This is a genomic window from Brevibacterium atlanticum (genome assembly GCF_011617245.1).
GTDB lineage: Bacteria > Actinomycetota > Actinomycetes > Actinomycetales > Brevibacteriaceae > Brevibacterium > Brevibacterium atlanticum.
In genome coordinates this window covers 3,612,296-3,624,995 of sequence record NZ_CP050152.1, presented here as the reverse complement: position 1 = coordinate 3,624,995, position 12,700 = coordinate 3,612,296, and the positions used below count along the sequence as shown (strand labels likewise).

The following is a 12,700-nucleotide window of genomic DNA, read 5'->3' as shown; positions in this document are numbered from 1 at the left end:
CGCCTGCGCTTTGCTCTGGATGGCTCCTTTCCCTTAGGCTGTTATCCGTAGTGCTGGCAGGTCTGTCGACGATGATTTCGTCGGAGGCGGCCAGGGCATTGCGGATGGAGTCGTGGCTGAGCGGCCGAAAGCGTCACCCTGCTAAGGTGAAGTCCTCCGAACGGGGGACCGTGGGTTCAAATCCCACCGGCTCCGCGTACTGCTGAATCCCCGCGATCCGATGACACATCGGATCGCGGGGATTCTGTCGTTCCAGGCCCATGGTCGGCCATGCTGGTTCATCGGGAGATTCCTCGGGCCTGCCTCCACGCTGGTCGGATGGGAACGCATCCCCTAGACTCGGCATTGTCAGTCAATTCAAGAATGTCTGACAAAGATCGGCATCGGCCGAGCGGCCGATGCGATCGTTCGACGACTGCAAGGAGGTCAGGATGAAGATTCTGTTGGTGGGATCCGGTGGACATGTCGGAGGAGTCGCCCGTGCCGAGCTCGAGAAGCGCGGCCATGAGGTCCTCGGTGTCACCCGCTCGACCGACCCGGGAGTCGACACGTCCGATGCTGACTCGATCTCTCGTCTCCTCGATGCTGTCGGTACCGTCGATGCGATCGTCGTGGCCGTGGGCTCGGCCGCATTCAAACCGGTCACCGAGCTCACCCGGGAGGACTACACCGCAGCCTTCGTGTCGAAGACGCTCGGGCAGATCGAATTCGTCACTCAGGGTCTCGACCACCTCAGCGACGGAGGTTCGATCACGTTCGTTACCGGCGTGCTCAGCCGCGAACCCGTGCCGACGGCGGCGGCTGCGGCCCTGGCCAATGGTGCTGTCGAATCCTTCGTCATCTCCGCGGCACCCGAGCTTCCGCGCGGCATCCGCGTCAACGCAGTCAGCCCGAACGTGCTCGCGAACTCGCCGCACTATCACGACGCTTTCGCCGGAATGGTGCCGGTGACCGACGAGCAGGTCGCCACCGCGTTCGTGCGCTCCGTCGAAGGCAATGTCACCGGCCGTATCCTCGCAGTCTGACCGGGCGGCGCAGAGGGACCGAAGGAGGGGCTGAAATGGGGTCGAGGGACGCGGGGGTAGCCAAAGAAGGTCGCGGTTCGAAGTCTGACCGTGGCGCCGGGCGCCAATCGGCATCGAACACCGAACGTCGACAGCGTGTGATCGATGAGATCAAGCGTCGGATCGTGCTCGGCGAACTCGCTCCCGGGCAGCGGATCATCGAGGCGGAGCTGACCTCGTCGCTCGAGGTCAGTCGCCCGACCGCCCGGGAGGCGCTCAACCAGATGGCCCGCGACGGGTTCCTCATCCAGGAGGCCTACCGCGGTCTGCGCGTGGCGAATATCGAGGTCGACTCGATGCTCGAGATCGCGCGTGTCCGCGTGGCACTCGACACCGAAGCCATCGACGAGATCCTCGACGATGCCACCGGAGAACGCCTGGAGCGCCTCGAGGAGATCTGGAAGCGCTTCGAGAGTGAGAGCAGTGCAGCCGATCCGCTTGCCGTGCATGAGGCGCACGTCCGCTTCCACCGCGGAATCTGGGAGGCCGCGGACAACTACCTCCTGATGCGCATCTGGCCTGTGGTCGAGGCTCAGATGACGATCATCCTCGCTTATGACCAGTTCACCAGGCGTGATTCCGTCCGTGCGCATGCGATCCATGCAGCACTCATGCGCGCCATTCGCAGCGGCGACCGGGCTCGCATTCGCACCGCACTCGACGTGCACACGATGGACAGCGCCCAGGAACTCGCCCTTCTCGTCTCCGGAAGCATCGGCAGAGACTGAGGGTCCGATCTGCGCCGAGGCGGCATTGACGATTTGGCGAACTCTGCGCAGCGTACCTGCCAATGTATTGTCATACAACGAGGGCCATGATCGTGGCAGTCTGACATGTGATGCCAACGCCGATCACGGTTCCGCCGACCCGGGAGACCAATGGAGGTGGCCGGATGAGGACTGTCGTCATCGGAGGCGGCGTGATCGGGCTGACCAGCGCATACGAACTGGCTCTGCGCGGCCATGACGTCACTGTCATCGAGGCCGAGCGCTGCGGTTCCGGCGCCTCCCACGGCAACGCTGCGAAGATCGCGATCGCTGAAAGCACACCGGTTCCCGCGCCGGGTGTGCTCCTGCAGGGCATCCGCTGGATGCTCAGCCCCGACAGTCCGCTGTCGATCAGGCCGTCCTTGGCTCCTGGGTACCTCAGGTTCCTGCTGCGCATGGCCGCTCACTGCAACACCCGCGACTTCGCCGTCGGGCTCGACCTCCTCCTGCGTCTCGGGGAGGACGCGAACGACCTCTTCGACGAGTACCAACGGCAGGGCATCGACTTCGAGATGCACGACCGTGGAGTGCTGCTCGCCTTCGCGACCCGCGAACGATTCGATGAACACTGCGAGAGTCTGCCGGCCTTCGAAGCCGCGGGCCACCATCCCCGGTGCCTGCACGACGATGAGGTCTACGAGGCCGAACCCGCGCTGAGCGAACGCATCCGCCACGGGCTCTTCTTCCCCGACGACCGACAGCTCGAGCCCGATTCCCTGACTGCGGGCCTGCTCGCGAAGCTGTCCGCTTTCGGTGTCGATGTCCGTGAGGGCACGCGCATCGGTCGGTTCGTGCGCACCGGCGACACCGTGACCGCCGTGGTCACGACCGACGCCGAGGTCATCGGTGCCGATTCCTTCGTCATTGCCGCGGGAGTCCCCTCCGGCGCTCTGGCGGCCGAAATCGGCGAGAAGATCCCGATCTGCTCGGGGAAGGGCTACAGCATCGACTACGCCCCAGCCCCGATCGAACTGAAGACCTCGCTGACCCTCGAGGACGCTCGCGTCGCCGTCACACCGCTCAACGGCATGCTTCGTCTGGCTGGAACCATGGAGTTCGGCAGCCGGGACGACCGTGTCAACGACACCCGCGTCGGCGCCATCCGTCGTTCCGCGCAGGAAGCCTTCCGTGACTGGGGCGACGGAAGCGGTGAGCAGAACCCGTGGGCGGGATCGCGCCCCATGGCCCCGGACGGGCTCCCCGTCATCGGGCGCCTCGCCTCGGTGACGAATGTCTTCATCAACTCCGGCCACTCGATGCTCGGCCTGACGCTGGCCCCGGGGTCGGCACGACTGCTCGCCGGACTCATGACCGACGGAAGGCCGACGTTGTCTGAGGAGCTCCTCACCCGCATCTCTCCGAGCCGCTTCTGAACCACCGATATACCTGCTCCGCCGCGGCCACCGGATGATCAGTGCCATTCTCCCGTCGCGCAACTATGCTGGCGCCATCGGGACGGAGACGACTCTCGTCGGTGTCGACGTGGGTCCGATTCGTCGGCTGGTCGTGACGCTGGACGCGGGGTCCGTCGTGGCACCCAGGTCCGCTCCGCGACGCCGATGTCGCGGTCGTCGACCGACTCGTTCGGGAATCGAGGAGATGTGAAGAACAGACAGATCATCCAGGCCGTCGACGTCCACGCGGCAGGGGAGCCCGGCCGGGTTCTGCTCGGGTCGAACCTCAAGGTCAAGGGTGCGACCATGGCCGAGAAGCTGCGCTACTGTCGCGAACACCTCGACGAGTTCCGCACCCTCATCCTCCAGGAGCCGCGCGGCTACCCGGGGCTGTGCTCACCGATCGTCGTCGCAGCAGCAGACCCCAGCTGCGACTTCGGCATGATCGTCATGGAACAGGGCGGGTTCAAACCGATGTCCGGGTCGAACCTCATCTGCACCGTCACGGCTCTGGTCGAGACCGGGTCCGTCGACGTCACCGAACCGATCACGGAACTGAGGATCGACACGGCAGCCGGCATCGTCACCGCCCGCGCCGAGGTGGTCGACGGCCGTGCGCAGCGCGTCACCTTCGACAATGTGCCGGCCTTCGTCCACGGCCTCGACCTGCCGCTCGAAGTCCCCGGCTACGGGACGGTCCCCGTCGACATCGTCTTCGGCGGTCAGTTCTACGTCCAGGCTCATGCGGAGCACCTCGGCGTGGACCTCGATCCGGGCAACGCCAAGGCGATCATCCGGGCCGGCAGCGTCCTGCTCCAGGCGGCGAACGAGATCTTCGAGGTGCGGCACCCGCTCCTTCCTGAGATCGATTCGATCGGGCTGCCGATGATCCACGGTCCCGCTGTGACTCCGGGGACCGACGGTCGCAACGCTGTGGTCCTGCCCAGTGGCGTGGTCGACCTCGACGACCCGAGCACGTGGACGGGCACGCTCGACCGTTCACCGTGCGGCACCGGCACGAGTGGTCGCGTCGCCGCCAAACATGCTCGCGGTGAACTCGCTGTGGGGGAGGAGTTCGTCCACGAATCGATGCTGGGAACGACCTTCACCGCCGAGGTGAAGGAGACGACGAGCGTCGGTGAGCGCCCGGCCGTGATCCCCTCGATCAGCGGACGTGGCTGGATCACGGGATTCCAGCAACTCGTGCTCGAGGCCGACGATCCCTTCCCCTTCGGCTACACCATCGGCGACATCTGGGGGCGTTGAGCCGACCGGATGACCGCCGGAACCGACGATTGAGCCGACGGTAGTCTGCTGGGGACAGGCAATGGTCGAATCCGAAGCGAATCACCGCACATGAGGAGCGAACAATGACGAATGAAGCCGACCGGATCTCCCTCGACGAACTCGTCGCCGCGATCGAGGCGAAGCTCGTCGGCGCTGGAGCCTCCCCGGCGGTCGCGCAGGTGCTGGCGACGAACTGTGGGACCTGCGAGCGGGACGGCACGCTCAGCCACGGGGTCTTCCGGGTCGCCGGCTACCTTGATTCGCTCAACCGCGGATGGGCCGACGGCACCGCCGAAGCGAGCGTCGACATCGTCGGTCCCTCGTTCATCCGCATCGACGGACACAACGGATTCGCGCAGCCCGCCCTGGCCGACGCTCGCGCGGAGATCGATGAGGCGCTCGCCGAGACCGGTGTCGCGGTCATCGCCCTGCGCAACACCCATCACTTCTCAGCCCTGTGGCCGGACCTGGAAGCGTTCGCGCAGCGCGGGTATGTGGCCCTGGGGATGATCGCCAGCGGCAAGCTCGCCGTCGTCCCTGAGGGGGCGACCAGGCCGGTCTTCAGCACGAATCCCTTCGGCTTCGCCACCCCCGTGGCTGAGGCGGCCCCGATCGTCTTCGACTTCTCGACATCGTCGATGTCCCACGGCGACCTGCAGCTGCTGCGCGCCGACGGTGAACAGGTCCCGCCCGGCACCGGCGTCGATTCGACCGGCGCCGACACCACGGATCCGAATGCAATCCTCGACGGCGGCGGCATTCGTCCCATCGGCGGTCACAAAGGAGCGCTGCTCTCCTTCATGATCGAAACACTCGCCGCTGGCCTCACCGGCGGTGCCTTCACCTATGAGATCGATGCCGAAGCGCCCGAGGGTGCTCATACTTTCCGCACCGGGCAGCTCTTCATCGTCATCGACCCCGAACGCGGCGGCAACGACGCCTACCTGGGCAGGGTCAGGGAATTCGTCGATATGCTCCGCGATGCGGGCATGGATCGTCAGCCCGGCGATCGCCGTTATGCCAACCGCGCCGAGGCTGCCGAGCACGGGATCCCGGTCACCGACACGATTCGCGCCCTGTTCGACTGATCTGAGCGTGCTTGTCCGCGGCCATCGCCGTCACAGTGCAGCTGTTCAGCCGCTCATCCTCCACCACAGCAGCGCCACGTGCAGTGCCGTGCGTGATTCCGCATCATCGAGGGAGACGCCGAGGCGGTCCTGCAGCTTCGCGATGCGCGCGTAGAGCGTGGGCCGGGACAGGAAACCCGCCCGCGCCATCGCGGACTTGTTCCCACCATGGGCGAGGAACAGCTCGAGGAATTCGAGCAGCTCCGCATCGTCCGGATCCCCGCCCTCGAACAGCGGACCCAGCTCACCCTCGGCGAACGTGCGCAGCCGCGAGTCCTCGGCCAACAGCGACAGCAGCCCCCGGAGCCGGACATCGGAGGACCGGTAGAACGCCCGCTCACGGACATCGAGAGTCGAGGCCACCTCGGCAACCTGGGAAGCAGCCTCGATCCGGGACGCAGCGGTGAGCAGAGAGTCACCGGCCCGACCGACCCCGACGACCCAGCTGGCGGCATAATCGTCGACCTCCGCCAACAGTGCGGTGAGGAGTTCTTCCGAGCTTGTGCGCCGATGCGCCGAGGCAGTTCGGGTCGGGGCGAGCACGAATCCGAAGACCCCGGACTGGAGGCTCGTCGTCAGCACGCACAGGCCCAACCGCGTCGCGGCAGCGACGATCTCCTGCGTCAGCCCGCGCTCCTGCAGCTGAATCCGGGTCGGTTCGGTCTCGGCGTCCCGATCGAGCCGGACGACGACCGGCACGAACTGCGCACCATCGACGGGCGTGAAGCCGAGGGAGCGGGCTCGCGCCCGCGCCGTTCCCTCATCGATGACCTCGGAGTCCGCGATCTCCCTGATCAGCCCGCTCTGCGCTTGCAGCAGCAGATCCTGTTCGTCACGGTCGGCCATGCGAGTCAGGGTCAGCGCCTCGCCGGCACGCTCAATGATCTGCTCCAGGGCCACGACCGCCTCGGCGGGACCCGGGACGACGAGGCGGCCCCACCGTCGAGCACGCAGACCCACCGGTGTCTGCCGCCACCGCCCGTTCTCCTCGGCCCCGGGCGCCCGCCGTGCCCCGGAGACGAGATCCGTCCAGTTCTGCGTCAGCGTCTCCGATCCGGGACCGGCATGCGCGAGCACCCGGTGGGCGACGTCCTCGAGGACCACCGGAGCCCCGAGCAGGTCGGCCGTGCGGTCGACGATCGTCTGCGCCTCAGCCCGCTCGAGGCTCAGCCGCGTGAAGGTCTCATGGATCTCCTGAGCGCGCTCGAGCCGCGAGAGCTGCTGGGCGAGGAGCCTGCGGTGCGCAAGCTCCGTGATCCTCACGAACTTCACCCGCCGCTCCAGCAGGATGACGGGAAGCGTGCGACCGGCCGACGCCTCCCTGAGAACAGCTGCTGCGCCGTGGTCCGGCTCCGAGTCCTCATCGACGAGCTCGACGATGGTGCCGGCCGCACCCGCCCGCTCGAGCTGATCGAGGAATTCACGCATCGCCGCAGGGGATCGGCGGAAGGTCGTCGCCGTGGTGAGCACGAGTTCCCCGCCTTCGAGGAAGCGCTCGACCTGAGCGGAGTCGGCGATGTGGACCCAGCGGATGGTGCGGTGCAGATCTGCCGCACCTGCGACCACCTCGGGCCCGCCGTCGCGGATCTCATCGTGGTCGAGCAGACCCGCGATGCTCAGCCCGGCGGGATCCGCTGGCTCGACAGAAGCCGTCGAATCGATCGAAGAGGAAGTGCCGTCCATTGACACAGTGTAAAGCCGGCAGCATCCATTCTGACAGTCTGCCCCTGTTGCGAAACGGTGCGAGGCCGGAGAATGGGCACAACCGCACCGTCACCGAAGCAGAAGGACACCGCATGACCACCCTGACCGCTCTGACCACCCTCAACCACTGGATCAACGGAGAGTCCGTCACCGCGGACACGGACACCCGCCTCGGCGATATCACGAACCCCGCCACCGGAGTCGGCAGCGGTCAGGTGGCACTCGGATCGAAGGCGACCGTGGAGTCCGCGATCGCCGCCGCTGCCGAGGCCTTCCCCGCGTGGCGTGACACCTCGCTGTCCCGCCGCACCGCCATCCTCTTCAACTTCCGCGAACTGCTCAACGCGCGCAAGCAGGAGCTCGCCGAGATCATCACCGCCGAACACGGCAAGGTCGTCTCCGACGCCCTCGGCGAGGTCGCCCGCGGTCAGGAAGTCGTCGAATTCGCCTGCGGCATCGCCAGCCACCTCAAGGGCGGCCACACGGAGAACGCCTCGACGAGCGTCGACGTCCACTCCCTGCGCCAGCCCCTCGGCGTCTGCGCGATCATCTCGCCGTTCAACTTCCCGGCCATGGTCCCCATGTGGTTCTTCCCCGTCGCGATCGCCGCCGGCAACACCGTCGTGCTCAAACCCTCGGAGAAGGCCCCCTCGGCCGCGAACTGGCTGGCCGAGCTGTGGAAGGAAGCCGGACTGCCCGACGGCGTCTTCAACGTCGTCCACGGTGACAAGGAAGCCGTCGACACGATCCTCGAGAGCCCGCAGGTCGCCTCGGTGTCCTTCGTCGGATCGACCCCGATCGCGAAGTACGTCTACGAGAACGGCACCGCCGCCGGCAAGCGCGTCCAGGCACTCGGCGGAGCGAAGAACCACATGCTCGTCCTCCCCGACGCAGACCTCGACCTCGCCGCCGACGCCGCCGTCAACGCCGGCTACGGTGCAGCGGGTGAACGCTGCATGGCGATCTCCGTCGTCGTCGCCGTCGAATCGATCGCCGATGAGCTCGTGGCGAAGATCGCCGAACGCACCCGGACGCTGCGCATCGGCGACGGCACCACCGAACCCGACATGGGTCCGCTGGTCACCGCCGCTCACCGCGACAAGGTCGCCGGCTACATCGATGCCGGCGCCGAGGCGGGGGCGACGGTCGTCCTCGACGGTCGCGACCACGACCACGAACAGGGCTTCTTCCTCAACCCGACCCTGTTCGACAACGTCACCACCGACATGTCGATCTACACCGACGAGATCTTCGGACCCGTCCTCGCCGTCGTCCGCGTCCCCGGCTACGACGAAGGCCTCGAGCTCATCAACGCCAACCCGTACGGCAACGGCACCGCGATCTTCACGAACGATGGCGGCGCGGCCCGCCGGTATGAGAACGAGGTCGAGGTCGGCATGGTCGGTATCAACGTGCCGATCCCCGTCCCCGTGGGCTACTACTCCTTCGGCGGCTGGAAGAACTCGCTGTTCGGCGACACCCACGGCTACGGCGAAGAAGGCGTCCACTTCTTCACCCGCGGCAAGGTCGTGACCTCACGGTGGCTCGACCCCAGCCACGGCGGACTCAACCTCGGATTCCCGACCAACGACTGATCACATCACGCTGTCGTCGACGGATCCAGTCCGTCGACGACAGCGCCGGTGATCCACCCACACCCAGACCCACCTCGGCGAAGGAACCATTTATGACCACCATCGCGGACACCCCGCAGACCGAAACCCCCGTCGACCCCGAGCGTCTGGCCGTAGGTCGGCGCGCCTACGAGTTCGACCGTGCGCACGTCTTCCATTCCTGGCAGGCCCAGGGGCCCTTCACGCCGATGACGATCGTCGACGCGGCCGGTCCCTACATCTGGGACGGGGAGGGGCGGAAGCTGCTCGACATGTCCTCGCAGCTGGTGAACACGAACATCGGCCACCAGCATCCGGCTGTCGTGGCAGCGATCCAGGAGCAGGCCGGGAAGCTGTGCACAATCGCTCCCCAGCACGTCAACGATGCCCGCTCCGAGGCTGCGCGGCTCATCGCCGAACGTACCCCGGGCGACCTCGACCACGTGTTCTTCACCAACGGCGGCGCCGACGCCAACGAGCACGCGATCCGCATGGCTCGCCTGCACACGGGACGGACGAAGGTGCTCTCGGCCTACCGCAGCTACCACGGCGGCACCCAACTGGCCGTCAACGTCACCGGCGACCCGCGGCGGTTCGCCAACGACTACTCGGCGGAGGGCATCGTCCACTTCATGCCCGCCTACCAGTACCGGTCCTACTTCAACTCGACCACCGAGGCGGAAGAGACACAGCGGGCGCTGCAGCACCTCGAGGACATGATCACCTTGGAGGGGCCCGGAAACATCGCGGCGCTCATCATGGAGACCGTGCCCGGCACCGCGGGGATCTACGCCCCTCCGGCCGGGTATCTCGAAGGCGTGCGAGAGCTGACGGCGAAGTACGGCATCGTCTTCATCGCCGACGAGGTGATGGCCGGGTTCGGTCGCACCGGACGCTGGTTCGCCGTCGACCGCTGGAACGTGACCCCCGACCTCATCACCTTCGCGAAGGGCGTGAACTCCGGGTACGTGCCTTTGGGCGGGGTCGCGATCTCCGGCGAGATCTTCGAGACCTTCCGTGACCGCGTCTACCCGGGCGGACTGACCTATTCGGGCCATCCGCTGGCCACTGCGGCAGCGGTGGCGACGATCAATGCGATGGAGACCGAAGGCATGGTCGACAACGCCGAGCGCCTCGGTGCGGAGATCTTCGGTCCGGCCCTGCGCGAGATGGCGCAGCGCCATCCCTCCATCGGCGATGTGCGCGGAATGGGCTGCTTCTGGGCGGTCGAACTCGTGAAGAACCGGGAGACGAAGGAGCCGCTGGCAGCCTACGGCGGCAGCTCGCCGGAGATGAACGAGGTCATCGCCGCGCTCAAGGGCGAAGGCGTGCTGCCGTTCGCGAACTTCAACCGCATCCATGTGGTCCCGCCGCTCAACACCCCGGATGAGGACGTCCGCTTCGGGCTCGCTGCCCTGGACCGGGCGCTCGACGTCGCCGATCGTTACGTCACGGAGTAGGCGACCGCCTCGGCAAGGTCAGCCGTGAACGGGGCGGCCGCCTCGGCGGGATTCGATCCTGACCGAGCCGGCTGCCTCGGTGATTGTCGGGTACACGGGCCCTGTCCGGAATGTGACTGCTGTTGCACTCTCTTCCGGGCGGGGTCCGTTTGCGCACGTCAGAAGTGAACAAAAGATGAACGAGGTGGAGTAGGGTCGAACTGCGGGTGAAGAGTGGTCGAATCTGTGGGTAGACTTCTGCGGGATAGTGATCGCTGGCCGCCAGCTGCATCATCCACGGTCCGAATAGTGTCTACACCCAAGGTCGATTAGTGGAAATCATCTTCGTCGTCGTGCTCGTCATAGCACTGGCACTGTTCTTCGACTTCACCAACGGATTTCACGATACGGCCAATGCCATGGCCACCCCGATCGCGACCGGGGCCATCAAGCCGAAGGCGGCCGTCACGCTCGCCGCGGTCCTCAACCTCGTCGGAGCATTCCTCTCGACCGAGGTGGCCAAGACCATCTCCGGTGGCATCATCAAGGAAGGCGGCGGGGGAGTCCAGATCACTCCCGACTTCATTCTCGCCGGACTCATCGGCGCGATCATCTGGAACATGGCGACCTGGCGCTTCGGCCTGCCTTCATCGTCGTCCCACGCACTCTTCGGCGGCCTCATCGGTGCGGCCATCGTCGGTGCCGGACTCAACTCCGTGGACTATGGAGTCTTCCTCTCCAAGGTCGTCATCCCGGCGCTGGCGGCCCCGATCATCGCGGGATTCGGCGCTTATCTGTGCACGAAGCTCGCGTATGCGATCACCCGGCGCAATGACGACGGCAAGACGGCTCACCGTGCCCCCTTCAAGTACGGGCAGATCTTCTCGTCCTCCCTGGTGGCACTGGCTCACGGCACCAACGATGCGCAGAAGACGATGGGAGTGATCACCCTCGTCCTCGTCTCGGCCGGCATGCAGGCGCACGGCACCGGCCCTCACATCTGGGTGATCACCGCCTGCGCCCTCGCGATCGCTCTGGGCACCTACGTCGGCGGCTGGCGGATCATCGACACCCTCGGCACGAAGCTCACCACAGTCAAGCCTGCGCAGGGTCTGTCGGCCGAGACCTCGACGGCTGCTGCGATCCTCGCCTCGTCCCACCTGGGCTTCGCACTGTCGACGACGCAGGTCGCCTCCGGATCGGTGCTCGGCTCCGGTCTGGGACGCAAGGGCGCCGACGTGCAGTGGTCGACGGCCGGGCGCATCGCCTCCGGCTGGCTGCTGACGATTCCGGCCGCCGCGATCGTCGGTGCCGCGGCTGCAGGCATCGCCCACTTCGGGGTGGTCGGGGTGCTCATCGACACCGTCATCGCCGTCATCGCTGTACTCTGGATCTTCCTCAGCTCGCGCCGGGTCGAAGAGACGGACCTTTCGAACTTCGACACCGTCGGCGAGGCCGTCAACATCCGCGGACGCAAGCGCAAGCTGCGCAAGGATCGCAACCGCAAGCGCGCCGAAGCGAAGCGGGCGGCACGACGTGAGGCCTGGGAAGAGAAGCAGAAGGCCAAGCAGGAGCGGCGGGCCTCGCATGAGCGGAAGGCCTCGGAATCCGAGGTACGGCGCGCAGCCTCGGCGAGTGTGCCGGCCGGGCAGGGTGACGGCCGGTCCGCACGGTCCGGAGCGCAGGAGACCAGTGACAAGGGGGACAGCAAATGATCGAGTGGAGTTCATTCCTCGTCGTCGCGGCCGCGACCTGGGTGTCGGCGGTCATCGTCATCGCTCTCTTCTCCGTGGCCGTGCGCATGCGCGCAGTGCACGTCGACCAGGCTGCCGAGGGCCAGGGCAACTCCCTGCTTCGACTCGGGTACTGGGCCGTCTTCGGCATCTGCGGCTTGGTCGTCCTCCTCGGCGTCTACCTCATCGTCCCGGCCCTCCACGGCGCCTGATCTCTCGGCAGCGCTGCGGCCCGACCTCGCGCGGAGGCGCGGCCTAGCGCGGTAGCGCGGCGGCTCGGGTGCCGGCTGACCATCCCACACCGTCAGCGGCTATTCCCACCGTTGCACCTGTGTGCTGTGCCGTTACCACGTCGTTGTGCGACCAACTGTGTGACGAGTCGCTGCCGGTGATGGGTGCTCGGGCGGGAACCGCTCATTGCTGACTCAAGCAACCAACGTTCGACGCTGGTCGTCCAATGCAGTTGTGGTGCGGTGCGCACGGACCGCGCGGACACGAAAATCCCCCAACCACCTCGGCGGCGGTTGGGGGATCTTCAGTGGGCCGGTAAGTCAGCCTTCAGCAGCTCGGTG

At 66.6% G+C, this 12,700-nt stretch carries 10 protein-coding genes and 1 tRNA gene; 10 read left to right on the top strand and 1 reads right to left on the bottom strand.

Annotated elements, in window-relative coordinates; genetic code table 11:
• The first annotated feature begins 106 nt into the window (after positions 1–106).
• The 6 genes from GUY23_RS16160 to GUY23_RS16135 all read left to right on the top strand — a co-directional run bounded on the left by GUY23_RS16160 (position 107) and on the right by GUY23_RS16135 (position 5,600).
• Positions 107–195: transfer RNA gene (locus GUY23_RS16160), tRNA-Ser, on the top strand.
• Between the two features lie 236 nt (positions 196–431).
• Entirely contained in the window at positions 432–1,025 is a 594-nt protein-coding gene (locus GUY23_RS16155) for a short chain dehydrogenase (protein WP_166974197.1), read from the top strand.
• Between the two features lie 35 nt (positions 1,026–1,060).
• Entirely contained in the window at positions 1,061–1,792 is a 732-nt protein-coding gene (locus GUY23_RS16150; RefSeq protein WP_166974194.1) for a GntR family transcriptional regulator, read from the top strand.
• 164 nt (positions 1,793–1,956) lie between these two features.
• Positions 1,957–3,204: an FAD-dependent oxidoreductase gene (locus GUY23_RS16145; RefSeq protein ID WP_166974191.1), complete on the top strand. Its 1,248-nt coding sequence runs from the start codon at positions 1,957–1,959 to the stop codon at positions 3,202–3,204.
• 228 nt (positions 3,205–3,432) lie between these two features.
• A complete protein-coding gene (locus GUY23_RS16140) occupies positions 3,433–4,491 on the top strand; it encodes a proline racemase family protein (RefSeq protein WP_166974188.1) in 1,059 nt (352 codons plus the stop codon).
• Positions 4,492–4,595: 104 nt separating this feature from the next.
• Positions 4,596–5,600 carry an Ldh family oxidoreductase gene (locus tag GUY23_RS16135; protein WP_166974185.1) on the top strand — a complete coding sequence of 335 codons (1,005 nt, stop codon included), beginning with the start codon at positions 4,596–4,598 and terminating at the stop codon, positions 5,598–5,600.
• A gap of 45 nt (positions 5,601–5,645) precedes the next feature.
• Here the strand turns inward: GUY23_RS16135 and GUY23_RS16130 are convergent, their stop codons facing one another.
• Positions 5,646–7,322 (bottom strand): PucR family transcriptional regulator, encoded by a 1,677-nt coding sequence (locus tag GUY23_RS16130; RefSeq protein ID WP_166974182.1) that lies wholly within the window; start codon positions 7,320–7,322, stop codon positions 5,646–5,648.
• Between the two features lie 113 nt (positions 7,323–7,435).
• Here GUY23_RS16130 and GUY23_RS16125 point away from each other — a divergent pair, with 113 nt between their 5' ends.
• The 4 genes from GUY23_RS16125 (at position 7,436) to GUY23_RS16110 (ending at position 12,340) form a co-directional block, all read left to right on the top strand.
• Positions 7,436–8,938: a CoA-acylating methylmalonate-semialdehyde dehydrogenase gene (locus GUY23_RS16125; protein WP_166974179.1), complete on the top strand. Its 1,503-nt coding sequence runs from the start codon at positions 7,436–7,438 to the stop codon at positions 8,936–8,938.
• A 92-nt stretch (positions 8,939–9,030) separates the two neighbouring features.
• Entirely contained in the window at positions 9,031–10,416 is a 1,386-nt protein-coding gene (locus GUY23_RS16120; protein ID WP_166974176.1) for an aspartate aminotransferase family protein, read from the top strand.
• Between the two features lie 311 nt (positions 10,417–10,727).
• Positions 10,728–12,110, top strand: coding sequence for an inorganic phosphate transporter (locus tag GUY23_RS16115; RefSeq protein ID WP_166974173.1), 1,383 nt, complete (start codon positions 10,728–10,730; stop codon positions 12,108–12,110).
• A complete protein-coding gene (locus GUY23_RS16110; RefSeq protein ID WP_166974170.1) occupies positions 12,107–12,340 on the top strand; it encodes a hypothetical protein in 234 nt (77 codons plus the stop codon). Before GUY23_RS16115 ends, GUY23_RS16110 begins: the two co-directional genes overlap by 4 nt.
• Positions 12,341–12,700: the final 360 nt, after the last annotated feature.

Coding starts and splice junctions, on each gene's coding strand:
- GUY23_RS16155 (WP_166974197.1), top strand. CDS start 432: ATGAAGATTCTGTTGGTGGGATCCGGTGGACATGTCGGAGGAGTCGCC.
- GUY23_RS16150 (WP_166974194.1), top strand. CDS start 1,061: ATGGGGTCGAGGGACGCGGGGGTAGCCAAAGAAGGTCGCGGTTCGAAG.
- GUY23_RS16145 (WP_166974191.1), top strand. CDS start 1,957: ATGAGGACTGTCGTCATCGGAGGCGGCGTGATCGGGCTGACCAGCGCA.
- GUY23_RS16135 (WP_166974185.1), top strand. CDS start 4,596: ATGACGAATGAAGCCGACCGGATCTCCCTCGACGAACTCGTCGCCGCG.
- GUY23_RS16130 (WP_166974182.1), bottom strand. CDS start 7,322: ATGGACGGCACTTCCTCTTCGATCGATTCGACGGCTTCTGTCGAGCCA.
- GUY23_RS16125 (WP_166974179.1), top strand. CDS start 7,436: ATGACCACCCTGACCGCTCTGACCACCCTCAACCACTGGATCAACGGA.
- GUY23_RS16120 (WP_166974176.1), top strand. CDS start 9,031: ATGACCACCATCGCGGACACCCCGCAGACCGAAACCCCCGTCGACCCC.
- GUY23_RS16110 (WP_166974170.1), top strand. CDS start 12,107: ATGATCGAGTGGAGTTCATTCCTCGTCGTCGCGGCCGCGACCTGGGTG.